Source organism: Luteibacter aegosomaticola (genome assembly GCF_023078475.1).
Taxonomy (GTDB): domain Bacteria; phylum Pseudomonadota; class Gammaproteobacteria; order Xanthomonadales; family Rhodanobacteraceae; genus Luteibacter; species Luteibacter aegosomaticola.
In genome coordinates this window covers 4,810,001-4,827,631 of the sequence record NZ_CP095741.1, presented here as the reverse complement: position 1 = coordinate 4,827,631, position 17,631 = coordinate 4,810,001, and the positions used below count along the sequence as shown (strand labels likewise).

At 66.5% G+C, this 17,631-nt stretch carries 16 protein-coding genes (1 of these 16 running past the window's edge); 9 read left to right on the top strand and 7 right to left on the bottom strand.

The genetic code is table 11. The annotated features are described in order from the left end of the window. The first annotated feature begins 68 nt into the window (after positions 1-68). Both speA and L2Y96_RS21645 read left to right on the top strand, forming a co-directional pair. Positions 69-1,955: an arginine decarboxylase gene (gene speA, locus L2Y96_RS21650; protein WP_247330407.1), complete on the top strand. Its 1,887-nt coding sequence runs from the start codon at positions 69-71 to the stop codon at positions 1,953-1,955. Next, a complete protein-coding gene (locus L2Y96_RS21645) occupies positions 1,952-2,812 on the top strand; it encodes an NAD(P)-dependent oxidoreductase (RefSeq protein WP_247330405.1) in 861 nt (286 codons plus the stop codon). Before speA ends, L2Y96_RS21645 begins: the two co-directional genes overlap by 4 nt. A gap of 49 nt (positions 2,813-2,861) precedes the next feature. Here L2Y96_RS21645 and L2Y96_RS21640 read toward each other — a convergent pair whose 3' ends face one another. The 3 genes from L2Y96_RS21640 to radC form a co-directional block, all read right to left on the bottom strand. After that, positions 2,862-3,623 carry an SPOR domain-containing protein gene (locus L2Y96_RS21640; protein ID WP_247330403.1) on the bottom strand — a complete coding sequence of 254 codons (762 nt, stop codon included), beginning with the start codon at positions 3,621-3,623 and terminating at the stop codon, positions 2,862-2,864. Beyond that, entirely contained in the window at positions 3,623-5,311 is a 1,689-nt protein-coding gene (argS, locus tag L2Y96_RS21635; protein WP_247330402.1) for an arginine--tRNA ligase, read from the bottom strand. Before argS ends, L2Y96_RS21640 begins: the two co-directional genes overlap by 1 nt. 450 nt (positions 5,312-5,761) lie before the next feature. Further along, positions 5,762-6,499, bottom strand: a complete 738-nt coding sequence (radC, locus tag L2Y96_RS21630) for a RadC family protein (RefSeq protein WP_247330400.1) — start codon at positions 6,497-6,499, stop codon at positions 5,762-5,764. Between the two features lie 173 nt (positions 6,500-6,672). Between radC and coaBC the strand changes: the two genes are divergently transcribed. The 3 genes from coaBC to L2Y96_RS21615 are packed head-to-tail and all read left to right on the top strand — an operon-like array spanning position 6,673 to position 10,718. After that, entirely contained in the window at positions 6,673-7,884 is a 1,212-nt protein-coding gene (coaBC, locus tag L2Y96_RS21625) for a bifunctional phosphopantothenoylcysteine decarboxylase/phosphopantothenate--cysteine ligase CoaBC (protein WP_247330398.1), read from the top strand. Then, entirely contained in the window at positions 7,881-8,336 is a 456-nt protein-coding gene (gene dut / locus L2Y96_RS21620; protein WP_247330395.1) for a dUTP diphosphatase, read from the top strand. Before coaBC ends, dut begins: the two co-directional genes overlap by 4 nt. A 24-nt stretch (positions 8,337-8,360) precedes the next feature. Beyond that, the gene (locus L2Y96_RS21615) at positions 8,361-10,718 is read left to right on the top strand and encodes a phosphomannomutase/phosphoglucomutase (RefSeq protein ID WP_247330392.1); all 2,358 of its coding nucleotides are present in this window, start codon (positions 8,361-8,363) and stop codon (positions 10,716-10,718) included. Positions 10,719-10,752: 34 nt separating this feature from the next. Here the strand turns inward: L2Y96_RS21615 and L2Y96_RS21610 are convergent, their stop codons facing one another. Continuing rightward, a complete protein-coding gene (locus L2Y96_RS21610; RefSeq protein WP_247330390.1) occupies positions 10,753-11,364 on the bottom strand; it encodes a DUF4124 domain-containing protein in 612 nt (203 codons plus the stop codon). A gap of 143 nt (positions 11,365-11,507) precedes the next feature. Next, a complete protein-coding gene (gene pyrE, locus L2Y96_RS21605; protein WP_247330387.1) occupies positions 11,508-12,155 on the bottom strand; it encodes an orotate phosphoribosyltransferase in 648 nt (215 codons plus the stop codon). Between the two features lie 104 nt (positions 12,156-12,259). On the opposite strand from pyrE, the gene L2Y96_RS21600 reads away from it, so the two are divergent. The 3 genes from L2Y96_RS21600 to L2Y96_RS21590 all read left to right on the top strand — a co-directional run bounded on the left by L2Y96_RS21600 (position 12,260) and on the right by L2Y96_RS21590 (position 14,725). Continuing rightward, positions 12,260-13,030 (top strand): exodeoxyribonuclease III, encoded by a 771-nt coding sequence (locus L2Y96_RS21600; RefSeq protein WP_247330384.1) that lies wholly within the window; start codon positions 12,260-12,262, stop codon positions 13,028-13,030. Between the two features lie 77 nt (positions 13,031-13,107). Then, complete coding sequence (locus L2Y96_RS21595) at positions 13,108-14,328, top strand: AmpG family muropeptide MFS transporter (RefSeq protein WP_247337189.1); 1,221 nt, start codon at positions 13,108-13,110, stop codon at positions 14,326-14,328. An 82-nt stretch (positions 14,329-14,410) separates the two neighbouring features. Further along, positions 14,411-14,725, top strand: coding sequence for a hypothetical protein (locus tag L2Y96_RS21590; RefSeq protein WP_247330382.1), 315 nt, complete (start codon positions 14,411-14,413; stop codon positions 14,723-14,725). A 9-nt stretch (positions 14,726-14,734) separates the two neighbouring features. On the opposite strand, the gene L2Y96_RS21585 is transcribed toward L2Y96_RS21590, so the two are convergent. Further along, on the bottom strand, positions 14,735-15,853 hold the full coding sequence (locus L2Y96_RS21585) for an anhydro-N-acetylmuramic acid kinase (protein ID WP_247330380.1): 1,119 nt from the start codon (positions 15,851-15,853) through the stop codon (positions 14,735-14,737). A gap of 2 nt (positions 15,854-15,855) precedes the next feature. Beyond that, positions 15,856-17,319: an OapA family protein gene (locus L2Y96_RS21580; protein ID WP_247330379.1), complete on the bottom strand. Its 1,464-nt coding sequence runs from the start codon at positions 17,317-17,319 to the stop codon at positions 15,856-15,858. Positions 17,320-17,511: 192 nt separating this feature from the next. Here L2Y96_RS21580 and tyrS point away from each other — a divergent pair, with 192 nt between their 5' ends. Next, positions 17,512-17,631 carry the 5' end (the start) of a tyrosine--tRNA ligase gene (tyrS, locus tag L2Y96_RS21575; RefSeq protein WP_247330376.1) on the top strand. 1,086 nt of this gene lie beyond the right edge of the window, so the window shows 120 of its 1,206 coding nt (coding positions 1-120); the start codon lies at positions 17,512-17,514; its stop codon lies off the right edge, out of view.

Here is a 17,631-nt window from a genome sequence, read left to right as displayed (position 1 = left end):
TTCGCCGCTGCGACTGTTCCGCGCCCCCTCAAGGGGACACGACAACATCACCTGGAGACCGCCTCCCCATGGCGAACTGGACCATTGATCGCGCCAAGCTGACCTACGCGATCCCCCACTGGAGCAACGGCTACGTCGACGTGGCCGGCAACGGCCACCTGCAGATGCGCCCGCGTGGCGACGAGGGCCCGGCCCTCGACCTGCCGGCCATCGTGGCCCAGGCCACGGCCGAAGGCCTGCGCCTGCCGCTGCTCGTCCGCTTCCCCGATATCCTGGCCGACCGCCTGCGCAAGCTGCAGGAAGCCTTCGGCAAAGCGATCGACGACGCCGACTACGCCGGCAGCTACACCGCGATCTACCCGATCAAGGTGAACCAGCAGCGCGGCGTCGTGGGCGAGCTGGTCGCCGCCGGCGAACAGGGCTTCGGCCTCGAGGCCGGTTCCAAGCCCGAGCTGATGGCCGTGCTGGCCTATGCCCGCCCGGGCAGCATGGTGGTCTGCAACGGCTACAAGGATCGCGAGTACGTGCGCCTGGCGTTGATCGGCCGCAAGCTCGGCCTGCGCGTGCACATCGTGATCGAAAAGCTCTCCGAGCTGGACCACGTGCTGGCCGAAGCCAAGGCGCTGGATGTCGAGCCGCTGCTCGGCGTGCGCGTGCGCCTGGCCTCGATCGGTGCCGGCAAGTGGCAGAACACCGGTGGTGACAAGGGCAAGTTCGGCCTCAGCCCCGGCCAGGTGCTGGAGCTCATCGAGCGCCTGGATGCCGCCGGCCTGAAGCACACCCTGCGCCTGCAGCACTTCCACATGGGCTCGCAGATTTCGAACGTGCGCGATATCGCGGCGGGTATGCGCGAAGCCGTGCGTTACTTCATCGAGCTGCACAAGCTGGGCGTGCCCATCGATGTGGTCGACGTCGGCGGTGGCCTGGGCGTCGATTACGAAGGTACCCGTTCGCGCAGCTTCAATTCGATCAACTACAGCATGGGCCAGTACGCGGCCAGCATCGTGCAGCCGCTGGCCGAGGCCGTGGCCGAGCACGGCATGCCCGCGCCCACGATCTTCACCGAATCCGGCCGCGCCATGACCGCGCACCACGCGGTGATGGTGGTGAACGTGAGCGAGGTGGAAGAAGTGCCGCCGGGCGCGATCGACGCGCCGCGCGCGGACGAGCCGGCCGTGCTGCGCCACCTGCGTGAAACCCACGCCGAGCTGGATGAGCGTCCGCCGCTCGAACTGTTCCACGAAGCGCAGCACCACTTCGCCGAAGGCCAGGCGCTGTACGCACTGGGCCAGCTCGACCTGCGCGACCGCGCCACGCTCGACGACCTGTTCTATGCCATCGCCAACGCCGTGCGTCCGCGCCTGCTGCCGGCGGAGCGCGCCCACCGTCAGGCGCTGGACGACCTGGACGAGAAGCTGGTCGACAAGTACTTCGTGAATTTCTCGGTGTTCGAATCGGTGCCGGATATCTGGGCCATCGACCAGATCTTCCCGATCGTGCCGATCAACCGTCTGGACGAAGAACCGACCCGTCGCGGCGTCATCGCCGATCTCACCTGCGATTCGGACGGCCGCATCGACCACTACGTGGACGCCGAAGGCGTGGACGTGAGCCTGCCGCTGCATCCGCTGAAGGATGGCGAGTCGTACCGCCTGGGCATCTTCATGGTGGGCGCGTACCAGGAGACCCTGGGCGATATCCACAACCTGTTCGGCGATACCGATGCGGTGAACGTCCGCGCTACGGCCTCGGGCTACGAGTTCGCGCACATCCGCCGTGGTGACACGACGGACCTGATGCTCGATTACGTGGGCTACGACGTGAAGGCGCTGCGCCAGACGTATGCCGACCGCATCAAGGCGGCCGGCATCGAAGGCGCGGTCGCTGACGAACTCGCCGCATCGCTCGACAAGGGCCTCACCGGCTACACCTACCTGGCGGAAACTACGCGATGACTTTGAAGGCTGCATTTATTGGGCTGGGCGCCATGGGTGCCCCGATGGCCGGCCACCTCCATGCGAAAGGCCTGCTCGCCGCGGTGAGCAACCGCACGCAGGCCCGCGCTGATGCGCTGGCGCAGGAACTGGGCGTGCAGGCGCCGGATCTCGCCTCGATCGCGTCGAGCTGCGATGTGATCGCCGTGTGCGTGAGCGCCGATGCCGATGTGATCGGCGTGGTCGAAGCGCTGGCGCCGACGCTGAAGAAGGGTGCCATCGTCGTCGACCATTCGACGGTCTCGCCGGATACGGCGAAGAAGGCGGCACGCATCATTGGCGAGGCGGGCGGCACGTTCCTCGACGCCCCGGTGTCCGGTGGCGTCGAAGGCGCGAAGAACGGCAAGCTTTCGGTGATGGTCGGCGGCGACGCTGACGTGCTGGAAACGGCACGCCCGGTGCTGGAAGCGTATGCGGCCCGCGTGACCCACATGGGTCCGGTGGGCGCCGGCCAGGCCACCAAGGCGGTGAACCAGGTGCTCGTCGCGGGTATCGCCCATGCCGTGACCGAGGGCCTGGCCCTGGGTGAAGCGCTGGGCCTCGATCCGGAACGCCTGATCCCGACGCTCGGCGCTGGCGCGGCCGGCAACTGGTTCCTCGAAAAGCGCGGCGCCACCATGCTGCGCAACGAGTTCTCGGTGGGCTTCAAGCTGGCGCTGCTGCATAAGGATCTGGGCATCGTCCGCGGCATCGCCGCCGATGCGGGCACCAACCGCACGATCATCGAGCAGTCCCTGTCGGACTTCGCCCAGCTGATGTCCGAAGGCTACGGCGACGACGACATCTCCGCGCTGATCCGCCTGAAGCGCAAGAGCTAAACAAAAAAACCCGCCGAAAGGCGGGTTTTTTCGTCAGGCGGGCAGTGGATCAGCTGCCTTCTTTCAGGGCAATGGCCTTGATGCCAGCCGACTGCAGGCGCTGCTGCGTGCCTTCCAGTTCGGTCGCCGACTTGAACGGCCCAAGGCGCACGCGGTTGTAAGTCTGCGCGCCCACCTTCACCGGCTGCACGTTGGCGATGAAGCCCTGCAGCGCGAGTTTGGCCTTCAGCGCTTCCGCATCGGCGGCGCTCGGGAACGCGCCTACCTGCAGAAGATACCCGCTGCCGCCCGACGCGGCCGGAGCCTGCTGGGTCTGTGCGGGCGTCGCCGTAACCGTCTGCGTGCTGGCCTTCGGCAGGTTGGCCGTGGCCGCATCGACCTGCTGCTTCTGCGCAGCGGCGGCGGCTGCCTGGGCTTGCTGTGCGGCCTGAGCCTGCTGCTGGGCGGCGGCCGTCTGCTGCTGGTTCTGCTGGGCCTCGGCCTTCGCCTGCGCGTGGATCTCGGCATCCGGGATCCGCACTTCCTTCTCGGAGAGCACCGAGTAGAAATCGTACGACGGCTTATGCGGCTTGTTGTCGGCCTTCTCAGGCTGGGTCTGGTCAGCCACGCCCGGATCGCTGCCCTTCTGCGCGGTGGCCTGCGGGTTGGCCTCGGGGCCATCCTTCTTCATGGGCATGAAGCTGCCCTTCATGGCGAACGCCATGAGCAGGGCACCGGCAAGGATGCCGATGAGCGCCCAGCCCCAGCCCGGCATGCCGCCGGAACTGTTGCGGACCGCCTGGCGGCCTTTGCCCTTCTTGCGTGTTGCCATTACATGCTCTCCGGGGCGCTGATGCCCAGCAGGTCGAGGCCGTTGCGAAGGACCTGCTGCGTCGCCGCCACGAGCGTAAGGCGGGCGTCGCGCTGGTCAGCGTCGTCAACGATCCATTTGTGCTCGTGATAGTAACTGTGCAGGGCGCCCGCGAGCTCGCGCAGGTATTGGGCGATCAGGTGCGGTTCCAGATTGATGCCGGCGGCCTCGACGACTTCCGGGTAACGCGACAGCTCGAACATCAGCGCCTGCTCGTGCTCGGTGTCGAGCAGGGGCAGCTTCGCGATGCCGTTGCCGCGATCGGTGGCGAGGCCACGATCGGCCAGTTCGCGGAAGACGCGGCTGGCGCGGGCATGCGCGTACTGGATGTAGTACACCGGGTTGTCGTTGGTCTGTGAACGGGCCAGGTCGATGTCGAAGACGAGCTGCGAGTCGGCCTTGCGCGCAATGAGGAAGTAGCGCGTGGCATCACGGCCCACTTCATCGATGAGATCGCGCAACGTGACGTACGAGCCGGCACGCTTGGAGATCTTCACCTCCTCGCCGCCCTTCATCACGGTGACCATCTGGTGCAGCACGTATTCCGGCCAGTTCTTCGGGATACCGGCATCGAGCGCCTGCAAGCCGGCCTTCACGCGGGCCAGCGAACCGTGGTGGTCGCTGCCCAGCTCGGTGATGGCGCGCTCGTAGCCGCGCTGCCACTTGGTGCGGTGGTAGGCGACGTCGGGCAGGAAGTAGGTGTAGGTGCCGTCGGACTTGCGCATGACGCGGTCCTTGTCGTCACCGAAATCGGTGGAGCGCAGCCACAGCGCACCGCCTTCTTCATAAGTGTGGCCATGGGCGACCAGCTCGCGCACGGTCTCGTCCACCTTGCCTTCGCTGTAGAGCGAGGACTCGAGGTAGTAGACATCGAACGACACGCCGAAGGCCTTCAGGTCCAGGTCCTGCTCGTGGCGCAGGTAGGCCACGGCGAAGCGGCGCACATCGTCGAGGTTATCGGCGTCGCCCGTGGCGGTGACCACCTCGCCATCGGCTTCGACCGATGCCTTCGCCAGGAAGGCCTGGGCCACGTCGGCGATGTAATCGCCGCGGTAGCCGCTTTCCGGCCAGCCGGCGTCATCCGGGCCGATGCCCTTGGCCCGGCACTGGGTCGAGAGCGCCAGGTTGGCGATCTGCACGCCGGCGTCGTTGTAGTAGAACTCGCGGGCGACCTTGTAGCCGGTGGCCCCGAGCAGGCGGCTGATGCTGTCGCCGATGGCCGCCGCGCGGCCGTGGCCGACATGCAGGGGGCCGGTGGGGTTGGCCGAGACGTACTCGACGCCCGCCGTGCGGCCGCCGCCGTCGTTGTTCTGGCCGTACTTTCCGGTTTCCGCCAGGGCGCGCGAGATCTCGGCGTGGAAGGCGGCCGGGGCCAGGAAGAAGTTGATAAAGCCCGGGCCGGCGATCTCGACCTTGCCCACGAGCGGGGAGGCGGGCATGGCCTCGACCAGGTCGGTGGCGATATCGCGCGGCTTACGGCCGGCAGCCTTGGCCATCATCATGGCGGCATTGGTCGCGAAATCGCCGTGCTCGCGGCTGCGGGTGCGCTCGATCACGAACACCGGGGCGACGAAATCGGACGGCAGCTTGCCGGACTCACGCAGCGCGCCGATGGCCTGCAGGACGAGTTGTTTGAGCTCTTGTTTCACGGGCTTCGCGACACGGATATGGAACCGGTAATCCTAGCAGAAAGGGCCTGTGGCGCCGGGCCTGCGGCGCGGGGGCAGGTTCTCCACAGGCCTGTGGATAACTCTGTGGGCAATCGCCCGGCCCGCCGCCCAGTGCGGCGGGGTATGGGCCGTGACATCGGCACGTAACACACTAAGCATTATCCGATCAATGACTTAGCTTGCTGACCTGTGCCGGGACAACAGCTGTGACGGCCAACTGACAAAAAGGGCTGATGTGCATAAGTCAGATAATGCAAGCCCGCCATCAGCGCGAAAGCGGCACGTCACCGCGTTGTCATCGGCCACTGTCACACTTTTTCTCGTGCCCGGTGTCTCCCCGGCCCAAGGCACGCACGGGTTATCGAAGCCCCTCCCTCGACAGGTGACCCATGACGGCGCGAGCGGCACTCGCGCCGTCTTTTTTTTGTTTCAGGCCAGGCCCCTGGCGACCATGGAAACCGGTTTGCCCGCCCCGACCACGATGTGGTCGACCAGTTTGACCTCGAGCAGGTCCAGGGCATCGCGGATGAGCTCGGTGATTTCACAATCGGCGACGCTGGGCGATGCATCGCCCGAGGGATGGTTGTGGACCAGGATGACCGCGCTGGCGTGGTGGCGCAGGCACGCCCGGACGACTTCGCGGGGGTAGACGGTGGCTTCATTGATCGTGCCTTCGGAAAGCACCTCGAAGGTGATGACCCTGTGGCGCACGTCCAGGAACAGGCAGGCGAAGATTTCATGGTTCAGGTTGCCCAGGCGGGCCTTGAGGAAGTCGTAGCAATCCTCAACGCCGCGGATGGCGGGCAGTTCGGTGAGCCCCTCGCCCAGTGAGCGCCGGGCGAGCTCCAGGGCGGCTATGAGCCGGGCCCGCTTGACCGGGCCGACGCCCGGCACATGGGCCAGCTCGGAAACGCCGGCCAAAAGCCGGCCGACGCTGCCGGCGCTGGCGAGCAGGGCCCGCCCCGTGGTGACGGCATCGGCGCCTGGGGTGCCGTTGCCCAGCAGGACGGCCACGAGTTCGGCGTCGGAGAGGGCGGCGGGGCCCTGGAGCAGGAGTCGTTCCCGCGGGCGCTCGCGGGCAGGCCAGGCGGGGATGGGTTGTGACCACGTCGTGCCCTCGGGCGTGGCGTCGCGGGCGGCGTGTTTCTTGGCGGATCGGCGCGGCATGGGGGATTCCTTTCGTGCCCCGGATGGGACGTGGGTTGGGGGCCCACCACGTTACGTTTGCCAACCCGTTCCTGACGATAGAAGGATTCCGAAAAACGCCGGGCATTCGTCACGGGGCTGCGTCAGGGAAATCCGTTAAGCTAACCCGTCTCTTTGCTATGCCTTGCTCCGCCATGACCCTCCGCCAGCGTCGCATCCTGATTGGCGTCACCGGCGGCATCGCCGCCTACAAGATCTGCGAACTCGTCCGTCGCCTGCGCGATCTCGAGGCCGAGGTGCGCATCGTCATGACGGAAGGCGCCACGCATTTCGTCACGCCCACCACGTTCCAGGCACTTTCCGGCCAGCCCGTGCGCGTCAGCCTGTGGGATGAGGCGGGTGAGGCGGCCATGGGGCATATCGAGCTGGCGAAATGGGCGGAGCGCATCCTCATCGCGCCCGCCAGCGCCGATACCATCGCGCGGCTAGCCCATGGCTTCGCCAACGACCTGCTTTCTACCGTGGTGCTGGCAACCGCCGCACCCGTGGCTATCGCACCCGCCATGAACCAGCAGATGTGGGCGCACCCGGCCGTGCAGGCCAACATCGGTACGTTGCGCGTGCGTGGCGTCCAGGTGCTCGGCCCCGCCGACGGCGACCAGGCCTGTGGCGACATTGGCTCGGGCCGCATGCTCGAACCGCATGAGCTGCGGGACATCCTGGTCGCATCGTTCGGCGAGCAGCGGCTGCGAGGCCGCCATGTGGTGGTGAGCGCGGGCCCGACGTATGAAGACATCGACCCGGTGCGCTTTATCGGCAACCGCAGCTCCGGCCGGATGGGTTTTGCCGTCGCGGCCGCCGCACGCGATGCCGGCGCCGAGGTGACCCTCGTGGCCGGTCCGGTCGCCTTGCCGACGCCGCCTGGTGTACGGCGCATCGATGTGCGCAGCGCCCGGCAGATGCACGAAGCCGTGCTGGCTGCGAGCGACGGTGCGGATATCTATATCGGTGCGGCAGCCGTCGGGGATTACCGTCCGGCGGGTATCGCCGAGCACAAGCTCAAGAAGGCCGGTGGCGAGCCGCTGCGCCTGGAGCTTGCCGAGAACCCCGACATCATTGGCTCGCTGGCCGCGCGGCCGCAGCACCCGTTTCTCGTCGGCTTTGCCGCGGAAACCCGCGACGTGGCGGACTATGCGCGCGACAAGCTGGCGCGGAAGGGCCTGGACATGATCGCCGCCAACGACGTGGGTGGCGGCCGTGGCTTCGAAGTGGCCGATAACGCGCTACATCTCTTCTGGGCCGATGGCGACGCGTCGCTGGCCCAGGCACCGAAGACGGACCTCGCGCGCCAGCTCATGGCTCACGTGGCCGATCGCTTCCTTGCTACCCATGGAATCCGCTCTTGATCGACATTGAACTCAAGGTGCTCGACGCCCGCCTGGGCGACAGCATCCCGCTGCCGGAACCTGCCACCGACGGCAGCGCTGGCATGGACCTGCGGGCTGCCGTGGAGGCGCCCATCACGCTCAAGCCCGGTGAAAGCGTCCTGGTGCCGACCGGTATGGCCATTCACATCGGCGACCCCGCCTGGTGTGCTCTGATCGTGCCGCGCTCGGGCCTCGGCCATAAGCAGGGGCTCGTCATGGGCAACCTGGTGGGTGTTATCGATGCGGATTACCAGGGACCGCTCATGATTTCGGCATGGAATCGCGGAACTGCCGATTTGACCATCGCACCGGGGGACCGGATTGCGCAATTATTGCTGGTGCCGGTCGGGCGGGCGCGTTTGCGCGTCGTCGACGGGTTCACACCGTCGCGCCGGGGTGAGGGCGGTTTTGGGTCCACCGGCGTCAACTGATACTCCGGAAGGGTAAGGGGCAACATGGCTGGGATAGCGAGAGGGGTGGGGCGGGGGCCTCGCGTCGATGTACGGAAGCTGCTCACGTTAGTGGGAGCCACCGTACTGCTTGCCGCGGGCGCTTTTTGCGCCTGGCAGGCGTGGCTGATCGCCGATGAGGAGAGCGCGGCGGCGGACGTCCGCGCCTCGCAGGCAGAGGCGGCGCGCCAGCTTTCGGCGGAATACGCGGGGCTGCGCAAGCCCTTTCTCGCTGCGCTAAACGACCCGACCTTGCTTGCCGGCATCGATGACCATGCGGCCGCTTCGGCCCGGCTCCACGCGTTGTTGCCTTCCGCCGTGGCGGTCGAGGTGTATAGCCCGGGCCTGGATGAAGTCGTCCGCGCGAATTACCGCGAGTTTGGTTACGCCAAGGCGGCCCAGCTCATGGCCGCGCTCAGTGCCAGCGAGCCGCCGCCCGCTAGTACGCAGACCAGTGACGGGAAGCGCCGGCTCAGTGTCGTCGAGCCGATCCAGGCTGGCGGTGCGTTGCGCGCCTGGGCGTGGCTGGAGTACCCGTTCGAGGGGTTTGCCAACCGGTTCGCGGCCATCTCGCCTCACGGCGGGCGGCTTGAACTTCGCCAGGGTGATGGCCCGGATAGCCTCAGCCTGATCGCCGAAGGCCGTCACAGCGGTGAACTCGGTAGCCAGGGCCTGCGTGTGGAGGGCGCGGCGCTCTACGTGTTCGCGGCCATGCCGCGAGCGTTCATCGTTATTCCGCATTCGGAAGTGCTGGCAGCGCTACTGGCGCTGGTCGGCCTGGGTGGCGGTGCTTTCCTGCTCTGGTCGCGCAGCCGGGCGGCACCCGTGGTCGAAGAAGCCCCCGAGGAAAAGGAGATCCTGGTGGCGGATGTGCAGCGCAAGCCGCGCCTGCCGCCTTCGCCGGCACAGGGCGATGCGGTTGCCGCGCGGCCGACGCTCGAGCGAGCCGCGCCGGTACCGGCACAGGCCGCCGCCGCGCCCGTGGATCCGGCCATCTTCCGTGCCTACGACATTCGCGGTGTGGTCGGTAAGACGTTGACGGCCGATACCGCACGGCAGATTGGCCAGGCGATTGGCGCGGTGATGCGCGAACGTGGCCTGCCCGAGATCGTGGTGGGACGCGATGGCCGCCTGTCCGGCCCGGAGTTGGGTGGCGCACTGATGGATGGCCTGCGCGATGCGGGCATTGATGTGATCGACCTTGGCGCGGTGCCGACGCCGCTCGTCTACTTCGCCTGCTACCAGCTTGGGACGGGCTGCGGCGTGGCCGTGACGGGCAGCCATAATCCGCCCGACTACAATGGCTTCAAGATCGTGGTGGGCGGTGAAACCCTGGCCGAAGACGCGATCGCCGACCTTTACCGGCGCATCGTCGCCGGTGGGTTGCCGACCGGCGGCCACGGCAGCTGGCGCGAGCAATCGGTGCTCGACGCCTACGTAAACCGCGTCGCCGATGACGTCTCAACGCAGCGCCGGCTCAAGATCGTCGTGGATGCGGGCAACGGCGCGGCCGGTGCGGTGGCGCCGCGTGTCCTCGAAGAGGTCGGTTGCGAGGTGGTGCCGCTGTACTGCGACGTGGATGGCCGCTTCCCGAACCATCACCCCGACCCGTCGGATCCACGCAACCTCGGCGACCTGATTGCCGCCGTGCACACTATTGGCGCGGACCTCGGCATCGCCTTTGATGGCGATGGCGACCGGCTTGGCGTGGTGACGCCGTCGGGCGAAATCATCTACCCCGACCGCCTGTTGATGCTTTACGCGCAGGACGTGCTGGCCCGCAATCCCGGTGCCACCGTGATCTACGATGTGAAGTGCACCGGCCACCTGCGCAAGGTGATCCAGGATGCCGCGGGCGTGCCGATGATGTGGCGCACCGGGCATTCGCTGATCAAGGCGAAGATGCGCGAAACCGGCGCGGCACTGGCCGGTGAAATGAGCGGCCACTTCTTCTTCGCGGACAACAACCGCTGGTATGGCTTCGACGATGGCATCTACGCCGCAGCGCGCCTGATGGAGCTCCTGGCGGCCGATCTCGAGGACCGCTCGCCATCGGAAATCTTCGAGACGTTGCCGAAGAGCGTATCGACGCCTGAAATTCGCTTGCCCATGCCGGAAGGCGCGTCCGCGCGCTTCATGGAGGCATTCCGGGCGAAGGCGACGTTCGATGACGCGCGCATCACCACGCTCGACGGCGTGCGTGCCGATTGGCCGGATGGGTGGGGGCTGGTCCGTGCGTCGAACACCTCGCCTGCGCTGGTGTTCCGTTTCGACGCCGATAGCGCCAAGGCCCTGGAGCGGGTGAAGCAGGCGTTCCGTCTGCAGCTCCACGCCGTGGACGCGAAGCTGCAGATGCCGTTCTGACCGGAACGCGTCTGACCGGCGCGGGCGGCGGCAATCAGCCGCCGTTGGCGTTGGCGGCGCGCAGCTGGCGGTAGCGCTGCACTTCGCTATCCATGTTGGTCTTGGCAGCCGCTTCCGCCGCCTGCTGGCGCTGCAGCGTCGCCCGTAGCTCGGCCACGGTATTGCGCTGTTCGCCGATGCGGGTGGTGAGATACGGGGGCACGGGCTGCTTGGCGCGCTCCATGTCGCCAGCCCGGTTCAGCAGGTCGGCCAGGGTCTTCTCCTGCCCCTGCAGGCTGAAGCGCGTGGTCTCCGCCGTCTGGTGGGCGTTGTCGACCTGCGACTGCTTGGCGGCGGTGAACGCCTGCTCCGTCGGGTAAGCGTTGAGCATCTGCGCGTCATCACGCTTGCGCTGGTCGATCACGGCCTGCGCGGCGGCTTGCTGGTCGGCGACTTTCTTGGCCGCGGCCTTCTCATCGACCGTCAGCTGGCGATTGACGTGCTGGACGACCATGCCGCGTGAATTGACGACGTCGTAACCGGCCTTCAGCGCCTCGGTGGTGAGGCTGTCGCTGAAATTGGACTGCCCGGAGGCGTCCTTCCAGCGATACCGGTAGGCGTTCGCGTTCCGGTCAGACTTTTGGGCGATGGCGGCGGACGTGGCCATGATTGCCACCGCTCCCGCCAGGATAAAACGCACTGCTCGCATTGGTTTCCCCTCCTGAGCCCGGAGTATAGCCAGCCTGCCGCTGGGTTCGGCGCACGAACGGCAACGGCAGGATGTGGCGCGTGACGCGGTCGTGGGTTTTGTCAGGCCTTCACGCCATATTGCGCGCGATAAGCGAGCAGGCGCTCGTGTTCCGCGGCGAGTTCGGTGCGCTCCCCGGCGTAGGTGAGCACGTCGGCCAGGCTGGCGATGGCGATAACGGGGATCCCGAACTGGGCTGCCACTTCCTGGGCCGCCGAGAGCTCGCCCTGGCCACGTTCCTGGCGGTCGAGCGCGATCAGCACGCCGGCCGGCTCGGCGCCCTGGGCGCGGATGAGTTCCAGCGATTCGCGCACGGCCGTGCCGGCGGTCATCACATCATCAACGATAAGGACGCGGCCCTTGAGCGGGGCGCCGACCAGGGTGCCACCTTCGCCATGGTCCTTGGCTTCCTTGCGGTTGTACGCCCACGGCACGTCGCGGTCCTGGGTGTCGGCCAGCGCGATCGCGGTAGCCGCGGCCAGCGCGATGCCCTTATAGGCCGGCCCGAACAGCATGTCGAACGCCACGCCCGAGCGGACGGCGGCAGCCGCGTACGAGCGGCCGAGGCGCGCGAGGGCCGCGCCGGAATCGATCCGGCCCATGTTGAAGAAGTACGGGCTGGTACGGCCGGATTTGAGGGTGAACTCGCCGAAGCGGAGGACGTCGCGGGCGAGCGTGAGCTCGATGAATTCGCGCTGGTAATCGTGCACGGCGGTAGGTTCCCGGTGAAAGCAAAGGCGGCCATGGTACCGCGCGACGCCCGGGTGCGCCCCGGTTGCTATCATGGGCCCATCGCTTATCGACCCGAGATCCCATGCGCATCATTTCGCTGAACGCCAACGGCATTCGTTCCGCCGCCACCAAGGGTGTGTTCGAGTGGCTCCGCAAGCAGGACGCCGACGTCGTCTGCCTGCAGGAAACCAAGGCGCAGGAAGCGCAGCTGACCGATCCGATGTTCCGCCCGGACGGCCATCACTGCTTCTATCACGATGCCCGCAGCAAAAAGGGCTACAGCGGCGTGGCCATTTATTCGAAGCGCGAGCCGGACGAAGTCCGCACGTCGCTGGGCCGCGAGGATTTCGATTGCGAGGGCCGCTATATCGAGGCGCGCTACGGCAATCTCAGCGTGGTCTCGTTCTATATTCCGTCGGGTTCGTCGGGCGACGAACGCCAGCAGTACAAGTTCCGGATCATGGAGTGGCTCACACCCATCTTCCGTGAGTGGGCCGCCAGCGGCCGCGAGTACGTGCTGTGTGGTGACTGGAACATCGTCCACACGAAGAACGACATCAAGAACTGGACCTCGAACCAGAAGAACTCCGGCTGCCTGCCCGAGGAGCGTGCATGGCTCGATCTGCTCTTCCAGGAGATCGGCTGGGTGGATAGCTTCCGCGCGCTCAAGCCCGATGCGGTCGAGTACACCTGGTGGAGCAACCGCGGCCAGGCGCGCGCGAACAACGTGGGTTGGCGCATCGATTACCAGATCGTCACGCCGGGCCTGCGCGACCGCCTGCGCGATTGCTCCATCTACCGCGACGAGCGCTTCTCTGACCATGCCCCGTTCACCGTGGACTACGCCGAGTGAGCCAAGCGCAGGAGAAGGCGCGCTACAAGGGCTGGCGCGGGTTGTTCTCCGCGTTTGCCCAGCCGGGCTCGGTGGTCATGCTCTTCCTGGGCCTGGCCTCGGGGCTGCCGTTCCTGCTGGTGGGCAACACGCTTTCCGCGTGGCTGAAAGAATCAGGTGTCGATTACGGCGCCATTGGCGTCGCGAGCTTTGTCACCTTCGCCTATAACTTCAAGTTCCTGTGGGCGCCCGCGGTCGACAAGCTGCGCCTGCCGTTGTTCTGCCGCCTTGGCCAGCGTCGCGGCTGGCTGCTGTTCGCCTTGCTGCTGCTGGCTGTCGGCTTGTTCGGCATGGCCTCGATGCCGCCCTCCGAGTCGCTGGAGAAGTTCCTTGGCATGACCCTGCTCGCCGCATTCGCGGGCGCCACGGTCGATATCGCCGTCGATGCATACCGTGTGGAAATTGCACCGCCGGAAGCTCAGGGTGCGCTCGCCGCCACCTATACGCTGGGCTACCGCCTGGGCCTGATCGCGGGTGGCGCGGGCATCCTTATCGTGGCCGACGCGCTGGGGTGGCAGAAGGGCTACATGGCCATCTGCGTGCTGCTGCTGATCCCCGTGGTGACGGTGCTGGTGGCGCGAGAGCCGGAACACCGCGTGCGTGAGCGCGTGCCGCTGTCGGTCGCCGTGCAGGAAAGCTTCATCGGCCCGTTCCGCGATTTCTTCGCCCGCTATGGCGTGGGGCTGGCGCTTGGGTTGCTGTTGTTCGTGGCGCTGTTCCGCCTGCCCGACCAGATGCTTGGCGTCATGGCCTATCCGTTCTACCTCGATGCGGGCTTCACCAAGACGCAGATCGCGGAAGTGTCCAAGGTGTATGGCGTGGTCGTCGGCATCGTGGGCGCGTTGCTCGGCGGCTGGGCGGTGACCCGGTTCGATATGCGCCGCCTGCTGGTGGTTTCGGCCATTGGCGTCGCGCTGTCGAACATGCTTTACCTGCTCATGTCAAAAAATCCGGGCGAGACATGGGCGTTCGTGGCGACGCTCTCGGGCGACAACTTTGCCCAGGGCTTTGCGGGACCCGTGCTCGTCGCTTTCATGTCGGGGCTGGTGAACCGGCGCTTCACCGCGACGCAGTACGCGCTCCTCAGCGCGCTGGCCAACCTGCCCGGCAAGCTGCTGGGTGGTTTTTCCGGCTTCCTGGTGAAGGATTCGGGCTACACCGCACTGTTCGTGGTGAGCACATTGTCTATCGTGCCTTGTCTCGCCGTCCTCGCCGTGTTGTGGCGTGGCTTGCCCATGCCGTCTGCGACCGAGGAATAGGCCGCCCGGCCAATATGCGCGCCCCCGCCGATTCTGTGTAAGATCGCCGGCACAGGGGGCATGCGCGAAGGAGGTTACGCACGTGCCGGATATCGTGGTGCGACATATCGACGAGCAGATGGCCGAGCGTATCAAGCAGCTCGCTCGGGAACGCCGCTGGTCGATCAACGAAGTGATACTGCACGCGTTGCGGTACGGGCTCGGCTTGAGTCCGGGCGACGTGTTTAACGAGCTATTGCTTGAGCCAGGCGATATCGCACACCTCACGGGTGCGTGGGATGCCGACGAGCAGGCTGCGTTCCAGGAAGCGCTTGCGGCTCTGTCGCAGGCCTCGCCCGCGTCACTTTCCGAAGCAGCAAAATCTTACGATCGCAACGCTACCGAAGAACTGCGGTAGCGCGCGTTATCAGGGGGCGGCGTACAGGGCGCCGAGCAATCGCGGACCATGCGCGCCGGTGACGGCGGGCAGGTTGCCCGGTTCGCCGCGCAAGCGGCGGAACGCGAGCCACGCAAAGCCCATGGCTTCCATGAAGTCCGGATCGATGCCGAAGGCTGTGCTTGAGTGCAGCGTGCGACCTTCGAGGCGGCTCTCGAGTGCATGCATCAATCCGGCGTTGTGCACGCCGCCACCGCAGGCCACCACATCGGTCGCGTCAGCCGCGTGCTGGCGGATGGCATCGGTGATGGATACCGCGCTGAGCGCCATGAGCGTTGCCTGCACGTCTTCCGTTGAAAGCTCGGCGACGCGCGGGTGGGCATCGAGCCACGCGAGATGGAAGTGTTCGCGCCCGGTGCTCTTGGGTGGCGGCAGCAGGAAGTAGGCATCGTCGAGCAATTCGGCGAGCAGGTCCGGATCAATCGTGCCCGCCGCGGCGAACATCCCATCGCGATCGAACGGTTCGCCCTTGTGGCGCAGGCACCACGCATCCATCAGGCCGTTCGCCGGGCCCGTGTCGAAACCGGTGACATTGCCGTCGGGCGTGAGCCGGGTGACGTTGGCGATGCCGCCCAGGTTCAGGACGACTCGCGCACCGCTGTCCGGGCGCAACACCGTCGCGTGGAACGCGGGCACCAGTGGCGCGCCCTGGCCGCCAGCAGCGACGTCGGGGCGGCGGAAGTCACCAATCGTGTCGATGCGGGTGCGCTCGGCGATCACCGAGGGGTCGCCGATCTGCAGGGTGAACGGGTATTCGCCGTCAGGGCGGTGGCGGATCGTCTGGCCGTGCGAGCCGATGGCGCGCACATCGCCCGCACGCACGCCGGCCTGCGCGAGCACCGCCGTGGCGGCATCGGCGAAGGCGCGCGCGACGGCGACATCGAGCTGGCCGTAGCCGTCGAGATCCAGGCGTTCTTCATCCTGCGCCACGGCAAGGATGCGCTGGCGCAGTTTTTCATCCCACGGATGCACAAGCCCCGCGACGAGCGCGGGGCGGGTGTCGGTGAAGCGGACCAGCGCGGCATCGATGCCGTCCGCGCTGGTACCCGAGATCAGGCCAAGGTAAAGGCCATCGGAAACATGGGGCACGTTTAGTCGTCGCTCGAGGTGGTGCCGCTCTTGGCGCTGGCCAGCTTGTAGTTGCTGTCGAGCTGGTTGAGGCGGGCGAGCTGCGGGCCGACCACTTCCTTCTTGAACTTCGCCAGCTGCGCGGCCGGCAGCGGCTCCGGCTTCGGCAGGGTCACCGTCTGCGGATCGCGCTGCACGTTGTTGACGCGGAATTCGTAGTGCAGGTGCGGGCCGGTGGCCAGGCCGGTCATGCCGACGAAGCCGATGGTGGCACCCTGGCTCACGTGCTGGCCGACGCGCAGGTTGGCGAAGCGCGACATGTGGCCATAGGCCGTGCTGATGGTGCCGTTGTGCTGGATGATCACGAAGTTGCCGTAGCCATTCATCCAGCCGCGGAACTTGATGACGCCATCGCCGGCGGCGTGGATCGGCGTGCCGGTGGGTGCGGCGTAATCAACGCCCTTGTGCGCGCGCATCTTGCCCAGGATCGGGTGCATGCGGCCTGCGCTGAACTGCGAGGAGATGCGGGTGAAGTCGACCGGGATGCGCAGGAAGGAGCCGGCGAGCGGGCGGCCTTCTTCGCTGAAGTAGCCGACCTTGCCATCCGCGCTCTTGTAGCGATACGCGGTGTAGCGCTTGCCCTGGTTCACGAACTCGGCGGCGACGATATCGCCTTCGCGCAGGTACGAGCCGTCGCTGTACACATCGTCGTAGATCACGGTGAAGCTATCGCCAACGCGCAGGTCCTGCACGAAGTCGATGTCGTACTTGAACGCTTCGGCGAGCTTCAGGACCATCGCGTTGCTCATGCCGGCCTTGGACGCGGCGGCGAACAGCGAGCCATCGATAAGGCCGTGGGCGATGTGCTCGCGGCGCTGCACGTCGCGCACCTGGGTGGTGACCTTCGCCGCATCGCCATCGAGGCGCAGCGTGGCGATGGTGGCTTCATCCTGGTCGAAGCGCACACCCTTCAATACGTGGTCGGCGCCGATCAGGAACTGGAACTCCTGGCCCGGCTTGATCTGGTGGAACACCTTGGTGCCGCCCGCGCCGTCGATGACGTGCTGCAGGTCGGTCATGTTCAGGCCTTGCGCCAGGAAGATGTCGGCGAGCGTTTGGCCGGCTTCGACCTGTACGGTCTGCCACTCTTCCGCCGGGGCGAGCGGCTTCACGGTGGCGGGATCCATCTTCGGCACGGCGAGCGACACGACGTTGTGCGCGACAGGCGTGGCCGAGGTGATCTTGGGCGACTTCATCGCACCGGCCCACGCGGGGATGACCAGGGCGGAAAGAATGACAAGCAGGAACGCGGTGCCCGCGAGGATCCAGCGCTCGCGCGACCAGCTCAGCGGTTCCGACGACGCGTTGCGACTGAAGGACCAGTGCGCCGCACGATTGTCATAGAAGTGGGAGTGGCGACGCTGCGCCTTGCGACGAATCGCTTGCTTACGCGCGCTGTGTTGCGCGCCTCGAATCTCATCCACCATTGTCTTTCTTGTATCCGCTCGCCCCGTGTTGTCGCGTACCATAACGGCCTCGTGCAAAAGACGTCAACGCCTTTCACATCAAGGCTTTGCATCGCAACTCGCGGTTAACGCACAATTAACCGCCACGCATCCTTCACATACATTTGTGAACTTGCGAAACCCATACATACGTACGTAAAGAAGAGAGCAAGCATGAACGACCTGGAGCAGTCGCTGGCGCTGATCGCGCGCGGGGCCGATGAAATCATCAAGAAGGAAGATCTCGAGGCGCGCCTCAAGACCGGCCGCCCCCTGCGGATCAAGGCGGGCTTC